At 68.8% G+C, this 15,399-nt stretch carries 18 protein-coding genes; 12 read left to right on the forward strand and 6 right to left on the reverse strand.

The features are described 5' to 3' along the window. Window positions 1-28: 28 nt before the first annotated feature. Both CA951_RS11980 and CA951_RS11985 read left to right on the forward strand, forming a co-directional pair. Entirely contained in the window at window positions 29-1,261 is a 1,233-nt protein-coding gene (locus tag CA951_RS11980; protein WP_087557055.1) for a M23 family metallopeptidase, read from the forward strand. A gap of 98 nt (window positions 1,262-1,359) precedes the next feature. Then, window positions 1,360-1,560 (forward strand): hypothetical protein, encoded by a 201-nt coding sequence (locus CA951_RS11985; protein ID WP_043826362.1) that lies wholly within the window; start codon window positions 1,360-1,362, stop codon window positions 1,558-1,560. A 5-nt stretch (window positions 1,561-1,565) separates the two neighbouring features. Here the strand turns inward: CA951_RS11985 and CA951_RS11990 are convergent, their stop codons facing one another. Continuing rightward, on the reverse strand, window positions 1,566-2,078 hold the full coding sequence (locus CA951_RS11990) for a histidine phosphatase family protein (RefSeq protein ID WP_087557056.1): 513 nt from the start codon (window positions 2,076-2,078) through the stop codon (window positions 1,566-1,568). A gap of 10 nt (window positions 2,079-2,088) precedes the next feature. After that, window positions 2,089-3,102: an aldo/keto reductase gene (locus tag CA951_RS11995; protein ID WP_087557292.1), complete on the reverse strand. Its 1,014-nt coding sequence runs from the start codon at window positions 3,100-3,102 to the stop codon at window positions 2,089-2,091. Between the two features lie 134 nt (window positions 3,103-3,236). On the opposite strand from CA951_RS11995, the gene CA951_RS12000 reads away from it, so the two are divergent. After that, the gene (locus CA951_RS12000) at window positions 3,237-4,073 is read left to right on the forward strand and encodes a helix-turn-helix transcriptional regulator (protein WP_087557057.1); all 837 of its coding nucleotides are present in this window, start codon (window positions 3,237-3,239) and stop codon (window positions 4,071-4,073) included. Here CA951_RS12000 and CA951_RS12005 read toward each other — a convergent pair whose 3' ends face one another. Next, the gene (locus tag CA951_RS12005; RefSeq protein WP_087557058.1) at window positions 4,074-4,853 is read right to left on the reverse strand and encodes an acyl-[acyl-carrier-protein] thioesterase; all 780 of its coding nucleotides are present in this window, start codon (window positions 4,851-4,853) and stop codon (window positions 4,074-4,076) included. A gap of 153 nt (window positions 4,854-5,006) precedes the next feature. On the opposite strand from CA951_RS12005, the gene CA951_RS12010 reads away from it, so the two are divergent. The 7 genes from CA951_RS12010 to CA951_RS12040 all read left to right on the forward strand — a co-directional run bounded on the left by CA951_RS12010 (window position 5,007) and on the right by CA951_RS12040 (window position 11,729). Further along, window positions 5,007-6,668 (forward strand): FAD-dependent oxidoreductase, encoded by a 1,662-nt coding sequence (locus CA951_RS12010; RefSeq protein ID WP_087557059.1) that lies wholly within the window; start codon window positions 5,007-5,009, stop codon window positions 6,666-6,668. Between the two features lie 92 nt (window positions 6,669-6,760). Then, entirely contained in the window at window positions 6,761-6,955 is a 195-nt protein-coding gene (locus CA951_RS12015; RefSeq protein WP_256973515.1) for a zinc-binding dehydrogenase, read from the forward strand. Window positions 6,956-7,062: 107 nt separating this feature from the next. Then, on the forward strand, window positions 7,063-7,533 hold the full coding sequence (locus CA951_RS12020; protein ID WP_087557060.1) for a MarR family winged helix-turn-helix transcriptional regulator: 471 nt from the start codon (window positions 7,063-7,065) through the stop codon (window positions 7,531-7,533). Beyond that, the gene (locus CA951_RS12025; protein ID WP_087557061.1) at window positions 7,530-9,059 is read left to right on the forward strand and encodes a DHA2 family efflux MFS transporter permease subunit; all 1,530 of its coding nucleotides are present in this window, start codon (window positions 7,530-7,532) and stop codon (window positions 9,057-9,059) included. The genes CA951_RS12020 and CA951_RS12025 overlap by 4 nt, the downstream gene beginning before the upstream one ends. Window positions 9,060-9,204: 145 nt before the next feature. Next, window positions 9,205-10,302 carry an LLM class flavin-dependent oxidoreductase gene (locus CA951_RS12030; protein WP_087557062.1) on the forward strand — a complete coding sequence of 366 codons (1,098 nt, stop codon included), beginning with the start codon at window positions 9,205-9,207 and terminating at the stop codon, window positions 10,300-10,302. Continuing rightward, window positions 10,286-10,732, forward strand: a complete 447-nt coding sequence (locus CA951_RS12035; RefSeq protein ID WP_087557063.1) for a MarR family winged helix-turn-helix transcriptional regulator — start codon at window positions 10,286-10,288, stop codon at window positions 10,730-10,732. The genes CA951_RS12030 and CA951_RS12035 overlap by 17 nt, the downstream gene beginning before the upstream one ends. Before the next feature lie 19 nt (window positions 10,733-10,751). Next, entirely contained in the window at window positions 10,752-11,729 is a 978-nt protein-coding gene (locus CA951_RS12040) for a pirin family protein (RefSeq protein ID WP_087557064.1), read from the forward strand. Between the two features lie 15 nt (window positions 11,730-11,744). Here CA951_RS12040 and CA951_RS12045 read toward each other — a convergent pair whose 3' ends face one another. From CA951_RS12045 to CA951_RS12055, 3 genes are read right to left on the reverse strand one after another with little or no spacing between them, the layout of a single operon-like run. After that, window positions 11,745-12,689, reverse strand: a complete 945-nt coding sequence (locus tag CA951_RS12045) for a serine/threonine dehydratase (RefSeq protein ID WP_087557065.1) — start codon at window positions 12,687-12,689, stop codon at window positions 11,745-11,747. Between the two features lie 31 nt (window positions 12,690-12,720). Beyond that, entirely contained in the window at window positions 12,721-13,149 is a 429-nt protein-coding gene (locus CA951_RS12050; RefSeq protein ID WP_087557066.1) for a PaaI family thioesterase, read from the reverse strand. 4 nt (window positions 13,150-13,153) lie between these two features. Beyond that, the gene (locus CA951_RS12055) at window positions 13,154-13,717 is read right to left on the reverse strand and encodes a TetR/AcrR family transcriptional regulator (protein WP_087557067.1); all 564 of its coding nucleotides are present in this window, start codon (window positions 13,715-13,717) and stop codon (window positions 13,154-13,156) included. A gap of 89 nt (window positions 13,718-13,806) precedes the next feature. Between CA951_RS12055 and CA951_RS12060 the strand changes: the two genes are divergently transcribed. Both CA951_RS12060 and CA951_RS12065 read left to right on the forward strand, forming a co-directional pair. Next, window positions 13,807-15,009 carry an adenylate/guanylate cyclase domain-containing protein gene (locus CA951_RS12060; protein WP_087557068.1) on the forward strand — a complete coding sequence of 401 codons (1,203 nt, stop codon included), beginning with the start codon at window positions 13,807-13,809 and terminating at the stop codon, window positions 15,007-15,009. Between the two features lie 83 nt (window positions 15,010-15,092). Continuing rightward, on the forward strand, window positions 15,093-15,398 hold the full coding sequence (locus tag CA951_RS12065) for a hypothetical protein (RefSeq protein ID WP_087557069.1): 306 nt from the start codon (window positions 15,093-15,095) through the stop codon (window positions 15,396-15,398). Window position 15,399: the final 1 nt, after the last annotated feature.

Below are 15,399 nucleotides of genomic sequence, written 5' to 3' on the forward strand. Positions count from 1 at the left end.
GCCGGATGTTCGCCGTTGCTAGCGTCGAATGATGGCCCGGTCGAGGTTCGCCGTCGCGCTCGCACTCGCCGCCGTCGTGGGAGTCGCGACCTCCTGCACGGCCTCGGACACACAGCAGAGTGAGGCGACGTCGTCTGCGGCGCCGGCTTCGTCCAGTACCCCCGCGGTGATCACCCCGGTGGTCGCGGACGTGGTGGCCCCTCCGATCCCGGTGACGGGCAGCGACGGCCGTGTGCACCTGGCCTACGAACTGCGGCTGACGAACACCGGATCGCAGCCGGCCACGATCACGTCGCTGCAGGTGAAGGGTGACGGCCGCACACTGGTGGATCTGAGCGGCGATGCGCTGACCCCGTGGTTCCAGGCCCTCGGCGGCGGTCCGAAGGCCGGCAACGTCCTCGCCCCGGGACAGCAGGGGCTGGTGTGGATCGACGCGACCCTCGACAGTCCCGACGACGTTCCGCGCAGCCTCGACCACGTCGTGAACGTCGACTTCCCGCAGGCGACATCACTCGTGCCGAAGCAACTCGCCGAGAACGTGGCGGACACGAACGTCGACACCCGCGACGCCGTCCGGATCCGCTCACCCCTCGACGGTCCGCGTTGGCTCGACGGCACCGGTTGCTGCACGGTCACCTCCCACCGCGCCGCCGTGCTGCCGATCAACGGCCGGATGCTGTCCGCCGAGCGTTTCGCGATCGATTTCGTCCAGCTCGACGAGCAGGGGCGCATCTACACCGGCGACCAAAAGCAGCTGTCGAGCTACGAGTACTACGGCGCACCGGTCCGCGCCGTGTCGGACGGCGAGATCATCGCCGTCGTCGGCAATCTGTCCGAACAGGTTCCGGGGGCCAGTCCGCAGGGACTGCCGCTCGACCAGTACGGCGGAAACCACGTCGTCCAGGCGATCGGGGACGGGCGGTTCGCGTTCTACGCGCACCTGCAGCCCGGCAGCGTGGACAACATCAGCGTCGGCCAGAACCTGCGCGCGGGCGAGCAGATCGGTTTACTCGGCAACAGCGGAAACACCGACGCGCCGCACCTGCATTTCCATGTGATGGACGGGCCGGACTTCCTGGCGTCGAACGGCATTCCGTTCGAGTTCGAGAACTTCGACCTCGACAGTCGGGTGACGGGGGAGAGCCTCGAGGCCGCAGCGACCGCAGGCGCCCCGGTCGTCGACGAGGCGGGGACGCAGACCGGATCGCGTTCCGACGAGATGCCGCTGTACCTCGACGTCGTGACGTTCCCCGGCAGCTAGCCGAAAAGTCCGCGCTCGAGCACGAACCGGCACTCTCCGGTGACGGCTATCCTCGACAGCACCTGTCCGATATGCGTGGTTCGCTGAACGGAGACGAGATGTCCGAGAAGAAGATCGATCGCGTCAAGGCCGAGTCGGCACTCGAAGTCGTGCGGGAGAGCCCGACGATCGCACTCATCACCGTCGCGCCGGCACTGGTCGTCTTCGGCGTGGTCTGGTGGCTGTTCGGATTCTGGTCCGCGCTGGTGCTGGTCCTGATCCTCGGTGTCGTCGCCGTCGTCGGCCGCAAGCTGTTCTGAGGCCGCTACCGTGGAACGTGGAACGCGGCGAGTGACGCCGCGCTCGACGTGAGTTTGTCCCAGTCGCACGGCACCGTGAGGACGGCGAGCGCCGACGTCGGGAACTTCTCCCGCATCCGGTTGGCGTCCCCGGTGTCGGGGTTGCCCGACAGATCCAGCGCCGTGGACGGCATGCCGGGGGCGTGCCCGACCACCAGCAGGGTGCGCACCGACGGCTCGATCCGCACGATCTCCGTCAGCACCTCCGACGGGTACGCGCCGTAGAGTTCCTCGGCGAACCGGGCGGGAGCACCGACCCGGGTCGCCTCCAGCGTTTCCCGGGTCCGCCGCGACGTCGAGCACAGCACCGCGTCGATCGGCGGCTGCGTGGACCGCAGCCACTCGCCGGCCAGGACCGCCTGCGTGCGCCCGCGCGGCGCCAGTGGCCGCTCGTGATCCGCGACCCCCTCCGGGTACGCCGACTTACCGTGGCGCATGAGGATCAGCGTGCGAGTCCGCGACGGGCGGTGCGAGGCCATGGCCTAGACGTTAGCTCCCCACGCCGGCGCGTTCACTGTCGAGCTGGGCCATCTGAACGGGCGCGTAGCGCTCCCCGGCGACAGCGGTGTCGGGGACCGCCGCGGCGATCCCCGCGAGGTCGCCGGCACCGAGACGGACGTCGAGCGCGCCGAGTGTCTCCGCGAGCCGGGCCACGGTACGCGCTCCGATCACGGGCACGATGTCGTCGTTCTGGGCGAGAACCCACGCGATCGCCAGCTGCGCGGCGCTCACCTCGTGCTGCGCGGCGACGGCGGCGAGTGAGTCGGCGAGGGTGAGATTCTGCCGGAGGTTCTCACCCTGGAACCTGGGACTGTGCGCCCGGAAGTCGTCGGCCGCGAGGGCCTGACCGGTGCGCAGCGAATCGCTGAGCAGACCGCGGGAGAGCACGCCGTAGGCCGTGACGCCGATCCCGAGTTCCCGGCAGACCGGCAGGATCTCGGCCTCGATTCCCCTGGAGACGAGCGAGTACTCGATCTGCAGGTCCGTGATCGGGTGCACCGCCGCCGCTCGGCGCAGGGTCTCGGGACCCACCTCGGACAGGCCGATGTGACGCACGTACCCGGCCTCGACGAGTTCGCCGATCGTGCCGACGGTGTCCTCGATCGGCACGTCGGGGTCGAGGCGGGCGGGGCGATAGATATCGATGTAGTCGACGCCGAGCCGCTGCAGTGAGTACGCGAGGAAATTCCGGATCGACTCGGGTCGCGTGTCGACACCCGCCCACGTGCCGCCGGGCCCGCGCAGCCCGCCGAACTTGACGCTGAGGATCACGTCCTCCCGTCGACGGCCGTGCAGGGCCCTGCCGATCAGGGACTCGTTGTGTCCCGAACCGTAGAAGTCGCCGGTGTCGACGAGGTCGATCCCGGCGTCGAGGGCCGCGTGGATCGTGGCGACGGACTCCGCGTCGTCCGACCTGCCGTACGTCCCGGACATTCCCATGGCGCCGAGGCCGAGCCGGCCGACGGCCGGACCGGTGGTTCCGAGTGCGGTGGTGCTGATCATGTTCTGCTCCGATGATCGCTGTGTGTTCCTGACCGACACCAGCGTCACCGTCGGCGGGCCCGGCAACCAGAGACCGTTCATCGGGGGACCGGCGATCCCTGGCAGCGACCCGGCCGGTCCGGCACAGTTGATTCATGGACCGCTCCGAGCTGGCCGACTTCCTCCGCCGCCGCAGGGAACAGCTGGTGCCTGCGGACGTCGGCCTGGCGCCGGGAGTGCGGCGGCGGACGCCGGGACTGCGGCGTGACGAGGTGGCGCTGCTCGCGGGAATGTCCACCGACTACTACACGCGGCTCGAGCAGGCGCGCGGTCCGCACCCGTCGACGCAGGTCCTGGCGTCGATGGCGCGGGCTCTGCGGCTCACCGACGATCAGCGCGATCACCTGTATCTGCTGTCTGGGCAGGTGCCGCCCATGCGGGCCGCGGGCAACAAGCACGTCGGGCCGGGTCTGCTGCACCTGCTCGACAAACTCGACGACACCCCCGGCTGCGTCATCTCGGACCTCGGGGAAGTGCTGATCCAGAACCGGATGCACGTGATTCTGTTCGGCGACGCGACCCGGTATGCGGGACTCGACCGGTACATCACGTGGCGGTGGTTCGCGCACCCCGCCGAGCGCGGAATGTTCCCGGCTGACGATCACGATCGCCTCGCCGGACAGCACGTCGCGGACCTGCGGGCGACTGCCGCCCGGCGCGCGGGCGACGCCGACGTCGCCGAACTCGTCGCCCGGCTGTACGAGACGAGCACCGAGTTCGCGGCGCTCTGGGACCGGCACGACGTGGCCGTCCGCCGATCCGACACCAAGAGCGTGCTCCACGGCGAGGTCGGGCGCATCGACCTCGTGTGCGAGACGTTGCTGACGCAGGGCGCCTATCAGCACCTGCTCGTGTACATGCCGCAGCCGGGCTCGGATGCGCGGGCCAAGCTCGACCTGCTGCGGGTGATCGGCACCCAGCAGATGGTGTGATCAGGTGGTGAGCGGCCCGACGTGGGCCACCGCCCGGAGCGCGTCGTCGACCAGGAACCACACGGTCAGCGACGTGTCGTCCCGGCGCCTGCGCAGGGTGATCTTGTCGGTCGACACGATGGGGGCAAGGTATTCGAGCACCGCGCGGTGCGGGTTGTCGACGAGGCGGCCGCCGCCGGGATGCTCGTGGTCGGCGAGCAGCTCTTCGACCGCCTGCCAGTAGACGGCGTTGTTGACGTGGTCGAAGGGGTCGATGTCGGTGCGGCGCAGGACGAATTCGCTGTCCTCGATCCCGTCCTCGTCGGCGGCAGGCGCGTTCTCGACGAGCCACCGTTTCCACTTCAGCCGGTGTTCGTCCGCCGATTCCCCGAGGCGTTCGATGAACCCGTCGTCGATGCGGGTGGGCATGCCCGTTTCGCCGCTGATGTGGATCCAGAACCCTTCGGTCTCGATCAGCGCACCCCCTTCGCCCTGGATCTGCACGCGCATGTTCGTCCAGCGCGTCGAGAGAGCCGAACACCAGCGTCGGAGGTGGACGCGTTCGGGCCACACGGCGGGCCGCAGGACGTCGATGACGGTGCGCCGGACGATCCACAGCGGGTGGCTGTCGGCGGCGTCGACCGCGTCGAGGTTGTCCAGACCGGCGTCTTGCAGGTAGCGCGCGATGCCGTCGAGGCGGAGTCGTTTGGCGGCGTCGATGTCGCCGGTGCGGACCGGCCAGGAGGTCTCGAAGAAGCGGCCGCGTGAGGGCGGAGCGGCGAGGGGTCGGTCGAGTGCCAAGATGCGGTTCCTTCGCTCGTGGACGGGGGCCCTGATTCTCCCATCCGGCGCCGGTGCTTGTTTGCGGACGCGATTCTCAGTACAGTTCATATAACTGTTACTACGTGTAACACAAATGAGTTCGACGGTCCGGACAGGTGTGAGGAAACCGCAATGGCATATGTCATCACCCAGGCGTGCTGCAACGACGCGAGCTGCGTCTCCGCATGCCCCGTGAACTGCATCCACCCGACGCCGGAGGAGCGGGAATTCGCGCAGACCGAGATGCTGCACATCGACCCGGAAACGTGCATCGACTGCGGGGCCTGCGTCGATGCCTGTCCGGTCGACGCGATCTTCCCCGAAGACAAGCTCCTCGGCTCACTCACCCGCTACAGGGACATCAACGCCGAGTACTACACGACCAACCCCATGCCGACCGGGTGGATCCCGCTCACACCCGCGACCCCGCCGCGGCGCGACCTGGGCACGCTCCGGGTCGCCGTCGTCGGCGCCGGCCCGGCCGCCTGCTACGCCGCGGGTGAACTGCTCGAGCGTTCGGACGTCGAGGTCGAGATGTTCGAGAAGCTGCCGACGCCGTGGGGACTCGTTCGCGCCGGTGTCGCGCCCGACCATCCCGGCACCAAGGAGGTGACCCGGATGTTCGAATGGAGCCTCGACCGGCCGAACTTCGAGTTCCACCTCAACGTCGAGGTCGGCAAGCACGTCACCCACGACGAACTGCTCGAGAACCACCACGCCGTCATCTACGCAGTCGGGGCGTCGAGCGACCGGCGGCTGGGAATCCCGGGTGAGGATCTCCCCGGCGTGCACGCCGCCACGGAGTTCGTGGCCTGGTACAACGGCCACCCGGACTACGCGGAGCGCACGTTCGACCTGTCCGCGAAGCGCGCGGTGATCGTCGGCAACGGCAACGTCGCGCTCGACGTGGCCCGCATCCTCACGATGAACGTCGAGGAGCTCGAGCGGACGGACATCGCCGATCACGCCCTCGCCGCGCTGCGGCGCAGCAACATCGAGGAGGTCGTGCTCCTCGGCCGTCGTGGGCCGGCACAGGCCGCGTACAGCAATCCGGAGTTCCTGGCGCTCGGCGACCTCGAGAACGTGGACCTCGTCATCGACGACGCCGACCTGGCTCTCGACCCGGCCAGCGCGACGCTGCTCGACGATCCGGCGACCGCGATGAAGGTCCGGCTTGCGCGGGAGTTCGCGCAGCGCGCGCCCCGCCCCGGTCACAAGCGCATCGTGTTCCGCTACCTGACGTCGCCGATCGAGGTCACCGGCACCGGCAAGGCCGAGGCCCTGCGCTACGGGCGCAACGAACTGGTGGTCGACGAATCCGGCGCGCTGTCCGCCCGGGCCCGCGGCGACGAGGGCTCGCTGGACACTTCGCTCGTGCTGCGCTCCATCGGGTACCGCGGCAATCCCGTCGGCGGCGTCGCCTTCGACGACAAGCGCGGCGTGATCCCCAACGAGCACGGCCGGGTCACCGACCGGGTGTACGTCACGGGGTGGATCAAGCGCGGTCCCAGCGGGGTCATCGGCACCAACAAGGCGTGTGCCAAGGAAACAGTCTCCTCGCTGCTCGCGGATTTCGAGGCCGGCAAACTCCTCGGCACTGTCGGCACCCGCAAGGACGTGAAAAAGCTCGTCGAGCGGCGCCAACCGGAGCAGATCGGCTTCGCCGGCTGGCGCGCCATCGACAAGGCGGAGACGTCCCGCGCCGCGGGATCGGCACGGCCGCGCGTGAAGATGACCGACAAGGCCGAGATGGTGACCGTCGCCCGCAGGCGGAAGCGGCTGTTCGCTCGTTGACGCCTCCCGCCACCCCGTGCGTCCAATGGTTCGAGCCGGCGGCGACGCATTCGACGAGGCCGTCCGGGTGCTGGCCCCCGGAAGGGCGCCTGGTGATCGGTTCCGCCGGCGGTGCGATTCCCGAGGTGAATGCGCTGGAAGAGGTGCACGCCGCGCTGATCCGGCACGTGCAGCGCGGACTGCGCCCGGTGGTCACGTCCCGGTACCCGCTGGAGCAGGCCGCGGATGCGCTGCGCGATCTCGACGCCGGTCTCGTGCAGGGCAAGGCGGTGCTCGTCCAGGACTGAACCCGCAGGTAGTGAGCTCTGCTGGGGAATGTGATACCTGACACCATTTATTCGGTTGCGCCTTAGTTGCTCTTGGGCAATAGTTGCATGAGCGTTAGCATTGCAGGGTGCCCGACAATTCTCCTGATCTTCTCTTCGAACTACTCAACGATTTCTTCACCCAACTGTTGAGTGCGGGGGAGTCGGAGTCGATGGACAACCTCATCGAGCTGGACCTCACGTTTTCGCAGGTGCGCATGCTCTTCGCGCTGGGCCAGCACGGTGAGCCACTTCCGATCAACGAAGTGGCCGAGCGGTTGCGGCTCTCGGTTGCCGCGGCGGGTCGAAATGTCGATCAACTCGTGAAGCTGGGTCTGGTCGTCCGCCGGGAGGACGAGCGCGACCGGCGGGTCAAACGGGTCTCTCTGTCGGAGGCTGGACATAAGGTCACCAACCAGCACATCGATTGCAAGCGTGATCAGTTGCGACGGTTCGCATGGCGGGTTCCGGAGAGCGAGCGGACTCGACTGATCGAGGCACTACAACCGATCCTCGCGGGGGAGTCCCTGCGAGAACTCAACCAGGAGATATTCGGATGACATCGCCGACCGCCGCGAACGCGGCGCCCGACAAGCTCGACGGCACGGTCCTCAAGATCGCGTCCGTGGTGGTGCTCGGTGCCATCATGTCGATCCTCGACGTGACCGTCGTCAGCGTCGCGCTGCCGACGTTCGCCACCGAGTTCGACACCACGTACGCCACGGTCGCATGGACGATGACCGCGTACACCCTCGCCCTGGCGACCGTCATCCCCGTCACCGGGTGGGCGGCCGACCGCTTCGGCACCAAACGCCTCTACATGACGGCCCTCGTGCTGTTCGTGCTCGGCTCGGTGTTGTGTAGTTTCGCGTGGGACATCACGTCGCTGATCGGCTTCCGCGTCCTGCAGGGGCTCGGCGGCGGCATGTTGATGCCGCTCGGCATGACGATCATGACGAAGGCGGCAGGCCCCGACCGCGTCGGCCGGGTCATGGCGGTTCTCGGTATCCCCATGCTGCTCGGGCCCATCGGTGGCCCGATCCTCGGTGGCTGGCTGATCGAGGCGGCGAGCTGGCACTGGATCTTCCTGATCAACGTGCCCATCGGCATCGTCGCCCTGGCCGCTGCGTTCATCATCCTGCCGACCGACAAGGCCTCGCCGTCCGAGTCCTTCGACTTCCTCGGCATGCTGCTGCTCTCGCCGGGTCTGGCGCTGTTCCTGTTCGGTGTGTCGTCCATCCCGGAGGTGGGCACCGTCGCCTCGGCCCGCGTGCTCGTGCCCGGTGTGGTCGGCCTGATCCTGATCGTCGCGTTCATCTTCCACGCGCTGCGCAAGGACCACCCACTGATCGACCTGCACCTGTTCAAGAACCGGCAGTTGTCGGTCGCGGTCATCACGACGTCGTTGTTCATCGTCGCGTTCATGGGTGCCGGTCTGCTGTTCCCGAGCTACTTCATCCAGGTCGGCGGGCACACCACGCTCGCGGCCGGTCTGCTGATGGCTCCGCAGGGTATCGGCGCGATGCTGACGATGCCGGTGGCCGGACGTCTCGTCGACAAGATGGGCCCCGGCAAGATCGTGCTGACGGGTCTGCCGCTGATCCTCATCGGCCTGGGCGTCTTCACGCAGGTGGCGTCGGATTCGCCGACGTGGCTGCTGATGGGTGCGCTGTTCGTGATGGGCATGGGCATGGGCTGCACCATGATGCCGCTGATGACCGCGGCGATCGTGACGCTGTCCAACGATCAGGTAGCGCGTGGTTCCACGCTGATGAACATCGTCCAGCAGACCTCGGGTTCGATCGGTACCGCCGTCATGTCGGTGGTCCTCACCAACCAGTTGCTCGATCGCGGTCTCGACAGCCAGACGGTCGCGATGCAGCACGTGCCGGAGGTCGCCGCGCAGGAGCCTCCCGGAATGGTGGACCAGGTCCTGAGCCAGGCCGCCGACGCGTTCGGCAACACGTTCCTGGTCGCCACCGTGCTGATCGCGTTGACGCTCATCCCGGCGTTCATGCTGCCGCGGAAGAAGTCGGTCAACCCGCATCTCGAGGCCGAGGGTGCTCCGACGGTCATGATGCACTGATCGGATTCGTCCGGTCCGAACGTCGCCGAGGGCGGCAAGCGCACTGCGCTTGCCGCCCTCGGCCGTTTCCGGAATAGGCAGAAGTGGTTGAATGTTGCAATAGGTTCATGCAAATGCATGGAGTTCTGACGCGAGAGGAACAGCTATGCAGTTCGGAATCTTCACCGTCGGCGACGTCACGGCCGATCCCACCACCGGCCGCACCCCCACCGAGCACGAACGCATCAAGGCGATGACGACCATCGCCAAGCACGCCGAGGACGTCGGGCTCGACGTGTTCGCCACCGGCGAGCACCACAACCCGCCGTTCGTGCCGTCGTCACCCACCACCATGCTGGGCTACCTCGCCGCGCAGACCGAGAAGATCATCCTGTCCACGTCCACGACGCTGATCACCACCAACGACCCGGTGAAGATCGCCGAGGACTACGCGATGCTGCAGCACCTCGCGGACGGCCGGGTGGATCTGATGATGGGCCGCGGAAACACGGCGCCCGTCTACCCGTGGTTCGGCCAGGACATCCGGCAGGGCATCCCGCTGGCGCTCGAGCACTACCGGTTGCTGCGCCGGCTGTGGGACGAGGACGTCGTGGACTGGCAGGGGCAGTTCCGCACCCCGCTGCAGGGATTCACGTCCACGCCGCGCCCGCTCGACGGCATCCCGCCGTTCGTCTGGCACGGGTCGATCCGCAGCCCGGAGATCGCCGAGATCGCGGCATTTCACGGCGACGGCTTCTTCGCCAACAACATCTTCTGGCCCAAGGAGCACTACATCGCCCTGATCAACCTCTACCGCGAGCGGTACGAGCACTACGGCCACGGCCGCGCGGACCAGGCGATCGTCGGATTGGGCGGGCAGGTGTTCATGCGCCGCAACGCCAAGGACGCCGTCGACGAGTTCCGGCCCTACTTCGACAACGCCCCGGTCTACGGCCACGGGCCGAGCCTCGAGGACTTCACCGACCAGACCCCGTTGACCGTCGGCACCCCGGAGCAGGTGATCGAGAAGACCCTGACGTTCGCCGACTTCTTCGGCGACTACCAGCGGCAGTTGTTCCTCGTCGACCACGCGGGACTTCCCCTGAAGACGGTGCTCGAGCAGCTGGACCTGCTCGGCGGCGAGGTCGTGCCCGTGCTGCGCAAGGAGTTCGCCGCCCGGCGGCCTGCCGGGGTGCCGGACAACCCGCCGACGCACGCGTCGTTGAAGTCCGATCGTGAGCCGGTCGATGCCGCCCGTCAGTAGGACCGAGCGGGCGGCCGAGGCTTGGGAGGCGCTGTTCCGCGCACAGGTCGCGGTGATGCGGAACCTCGCCGCCGACGACGTGTGGGACGAGCTGAGCATGCGCGAATACGACGTGCTGTTCACGCTCGGCCGGGCGCCCGGACGCCGACTGCGCCTGCACGACCTCAATCGGGAGATCCTGCTCAGTCAGCCGTCGCTGAGCAGGCTCGTCGAGCGGCTGGCCGGCTCCGGGTACGTCACCAGGGAGGGCGATCCCGGCGACCGCCGCGGGACCGTCGTCGCACTGACCGCGGAGGGTGCGCGGGTGCAGAAGTCCGTCGGACGCAGGCATGCGGCGAGCATTCGGCGGCACGTCGGCCCGGCACTGTCCGAGGACGAACTCGACACGCTCACCGAACTCTGCGCGAAACTGCGCGGCGCACAGGACTGACGAAAGGCACGATGGAGCAGTGAGCAATCTGGAGACGAACACGGTGGAAGAGCGGTGCGAGTCGCACCCCGACGGCGGCGGCATCCAGGTGCTCGGCGCGCGCGAGGTCCCGCTCGGCGGCCCCCGCGCGATGCCGGTCCGGCGCACCCTCCCGCAGCGGGACCGTTCGCTGATCGGAGCCTGGTGCTTCGCCGACCACTACGGTCCGGACGACGTCGCTAAGACGGGCGGGATGAACGTGCCGCCGCACCCGCACACCGGACTGCAGACGGTGAGCTGGCTGTTCACCGGCGAGATCGAACACCGCGACAGCATCGGCTCGCACGCGATGGTGCGTCCCGGTGAGGTCAACCTGATGACTGCGGGCCGGGGGATCGCGCACTCCGAGGTCTCGACACCGCAGACGCGGATCCTGCACGGCGCGCAACTGTGGGTGGCGTTGCCGGCGTCGGCGCAAGATGCGGAGCCGGCCTTCGAGACGTACGCGCCCGACCCGGTCGTCCGGGGCGGGGCAACCGTGCGGGTGTTCCTCGGAAGCACGGTGGGCTCCACGTCGCCGGTGCGCACGTTCACGCCGCTGCTCGGTGCGGAAATCCTGCTGGAGCCGGGTGCCGACATCACCCTCGACATCGAGCGCGGCTTCGAGGTGGGGGTGCTCGTGGACGAGGGCGAGGTGCAGCTGCGCGGGACCACGCTGAAGTGGGCGGAACTCGGCTATCAGCCGCCCGGCGAGGCGCTGGTGGTGCTGCGCAACACGGGCGGAACCCGGGCGCGGCTGCTGGTGCTCGGCGGCGAGCCGCTCGGCGAGCAGGTGATCATGTGGTGGAACTTCCTCGGCCGCAGCCACGAGGACATCGTCGGCTACCGCCGCGAGTGGCAGTCCGAACTCCGGGGCGCGGCGCCCGCCGACCCCCGATTCGGCACGGTCGAGGGCTACGACGGCGATCCGCTGCCCGCCCCGGAACTGCCGAACAGCCGCCTGAAACCGCGCGGCTGAGAGGCCCCGGCCGGATCAGTAGCTGGTCAGCGACGTGTTGGCGCCGCACAGCACCACACAGAGCGGCTTGTCGCCGGTGGGGCGGAGCTGTCCGGTGACGATCGCGGCGAGCGCCGCTGCGGTGCCGTGCTCGACGACGATCCGGAACTCCTCCCACAGCAGCGTTCTCGCGTCGATCAGGGCGTCGTCGTCGACGATCAGGCTGGAGACGGGCCGCGACCGGACCGTTTCCCAGGCGATGGACCCGATCCGGGTGGCGCCGAGGGAGTCGCCGGCGATGCTGTCGATGTCGATGTCCGCGGGTTGCCGGGCGGCGACCGCGGAGTGCAGCGTCGCCGCTCCGCTCGGTTCCACGCCGAAGATGAGGTCGTCCTCGCCGCTGCCGGTGATGACACCGGACAGCAGTCCGCCGCCGCCGACGGCGATCACGTAGGACAGCGGCTCGGCGACGTCGTCCTGGATCTCGAGTGCGATGGTGCCCGCCCCGGCGACGATGTCGGGGAGATCGTAGGCGTGCAGGGCAAGGGCATTCGCGGACGACGCGAGTTCCTTCGCGTACTCGGCCGCCTCGGCGTACCGGTCGCCGACCTTGCGCACGTCCGCGCCCAGTGCGATCAGCTTGTCGATCTTGACGTCGGGTGCCGTGACCGGGACGACGACGGTGCACTTCACACCCCGGAGCCGCGACGCCCAGGCCGCGCCGATGGCGGCGTTCCCGCCGGACGCGATGACGACGCCTGCGTCGTCGAGGCGTCCGTCCTCCTCGGCATGCAGCAGCGCGTTGAGACTGCCGCGCACCTTGAACGAGCCGCCGTACTGCAGGAATTCGAGTTTGAAGATCACCGGCACGGCGCCGTGGACGGTGGGCACGGTGGTGCGGAACGTCGGTGTTCTGCGGATCAGGCCGGTGATGCGCTCACGCGCCCTGTCCACGGATGCGCGATCGACGGAGTCAGCCATGGTGCCATCGTTTCATCCCGTGCGGCCGCGGCTACCGCGGCTGCTTGACGGTTGCCGTGCCCTGGGCGGCGGCGCACAGTACCTCCGAGCCGTCCTCCTGCACCGCGTAGATGTCGCACCGGCACAGCGCCTGGCGGCGAGTGGATGCGTCGGTGCGGGCGTCCGCCCGGAGCAGCACGCCCTGGGCGGGCCGGAGGTAGGTGATCGTGAAGCCCGCGGTCATGATGTTCGCGCCGAGGACCGTGCCCGCGGCGAACGTCAGGGCGTTGTCGGCGGCGTACGACAGGACACCGCCGTGCACGAAGCCGTTCTGTTGCCGCAGTTCGTCCCGGACGGGGATCTCGAGGGTGGTGCCGCCCTCGCCGAACTGCGTCATCCGTGCGCCGACGAGCACGCTGAACGGCTGGGCCTCCAGCACGGCCTGCGCGGTGTCGGCGGTGAGTGCGACGTCGACTGTCATCCCTCTACTCCTGATTCCGTAGCGAGTCCCACGCGGCGCGTGCCAGTTCGGGCGCGACCGCGGTGGGATCGGTGGTCATGGCGCCCGCGAGCCATTGGCGCGAGTACTCCTGAGCCGGGCCGAGCCACAACGCATAGAGCACGTCGAAGTCGAACCGGCGGACCGTTCCGTAGTGTTCGTGGACCCGCCACCAGTGGGTGACGTCGCGGAAGAACGCCGCATTGGTGGTGTCGGCCCGCTCGTCGAGGCCCGGGGGGCGGGGCGCGGCGAGGATGGTGGCCCGCTGTGGGTTGCCGGAGACCCAGTGCAGGTGGCGGACGACGGCACCTTCCACCCCGGACCGGGCATCGGCGCATTCCGCGAGTGCGGCCCGGAATCCGCCCTGGTAGTCGGCGAGCGCGCGCAACCAGACCTGCAGGTACAGCTCTTCCTTGTTCGGGAAGTGGTGGTAGACGGCTCCCACGCTGACCCCGGCCTCCTGCCGGATGTCCGCCAACCGGGTGCCGAGGACGCCGCGGCGGGCGAAATGGCCCTCCGCCACATCCAGCAACAGACTTTGAATCGGCACATACCGAATATAGTTCGGTCCGGGTCGCGGGGACAGTGAGTTCGGAGGATTCCGGCGAAGGGCGACGTCGTTCCTGGGACGATGAGGACGTGCGCACTCCGCGACAGCCCCGACGGATCACGCCCCGGACGGGACGTCTGGTGTCCCCACCGACCCGCCCGCTGCGACGTCCCGGTCCGCCGCCGTCGCTGCTCCACGAGTTCGAGCGCGCCGGCCTCCTCGATGGGCTCAGCGGGCCGGACCGCTCCGCGCGCATGGGGGTGCTGAACACGCTCATCGAGGACGGGGCCTCGATCGACGACCTTCGCGGCGCCGCGCGGGGCGATCGCCTCGCGCACCTGCTGCTCGATCACGCGCTGTCGCCGAAAGGCCGGTACAGCATCGACGACATCGCCCGGAAGGTGGGCGTGACCGTCGACGACGCCCGCCGGTGGTTCCGGGCCATCGGCCGGGGTGCGTCAGCGGACGGCACGTTCTACGACGACGGCGACCTCGACCTGGCGCGCGGACTCGAGCAGTACCGGGATCTGGGGCTCGACGAGAGCGCCATCTTCGCGGCGGCCCGGGTCCTCGGCCGCAACCTCTGGACGGTCGCCGGCGCCGCGGACTCTCTCCTGCAGGAGCGACTCGAGGCGACGCGCGAGCACCCCGAGGTGGCCCTGCGGTATGCGGTGGAGATGCGCCGCATCGTGGATTTCGAGGCGCAGATCCTGGCTCATCTCATCGCCACCGCTCTGCGCCATCAACTGCGGTCCGATGCGGTGGGGATCGCGGGCGACTCGAACCTCCAGGTGCGGGGAGCGCAGGAGGTCGGGGTCTGTTTCGCGGACCTCGCCGGATTCACGCTGCTCGGGGAGCAGGCTGAGCCCGCCGATCTGGGCCGGGTGGCCGAGCGCCTCGACCGGGTGGCCACCGATCTGGTGTCGCCCCCGGTGCGTCTGGTGAAGACGATCGGGGACGCCGTCATGATGGTCTCGCCCGATCCCAACGCGCTGGCCCACGTCGCGCTCGACCTCGTGCAGGCCGCGCGCGCCGAGGGGCTTCCGCAGTTGCGGGCCGGGATCGCCTGGGGCACGGCGGTACCGAGTGCAGGCGACTGGTTCGGCAGGCCCGTCGCCATGGCCGGTCGCGTCGTCACGGTGGCGCCGTCCCAGGAGGTCGTCGTGACGGGGGAGTTCTACGACGAACTGGACAGCGACGAGTTCTGGGGCGAACCGGCGGGCAGTCACCGGCTCGAGGGAATCGACGCACCCCAGAAGCTTTTCGGGATCGGCCGCCGGTCCGTGGCCTGACCGGCGCGCCGCCGGAAAACGTGTCGTACCCCCGCGATACGGTCATGGCACAGCTCACAGAAGCACATCGAGCGAGGCGCAACATGACTGGCGATTCGGGCGCAGACTGGAATTTCTACGCGGTGGTGGAGACCGCGGTGGACGGCGGTCACACGCTCGCCGCGTTCGGGCCGAGGCCGACGGCGCTCGACGCCCTCCGCCTGGCCGTCCATTCGGTCAACCACACCGCGTATTCGGTTCTCGAACAGGGGATTGCGGGCGATCCGCGGGCCGACGCGAGCGTGGTCGAGCGGTTGCCGATCACGTCGTTCACCATCCGGCGGCACCGCCGCAGCACGAGTGAACTCGACGCCCGCTGGATGCTGAACGGCGGCAGGCATCACCGGTAGG

This window comes from Rhodococcus sp. NCIMB 12038, assembly GCF_002165735.1.
GTDB lineage: Bacteria > Actinomycetota > Actinomycetes > Mycobacteriales > Mycobacteriaceae > Rhodococcus_F.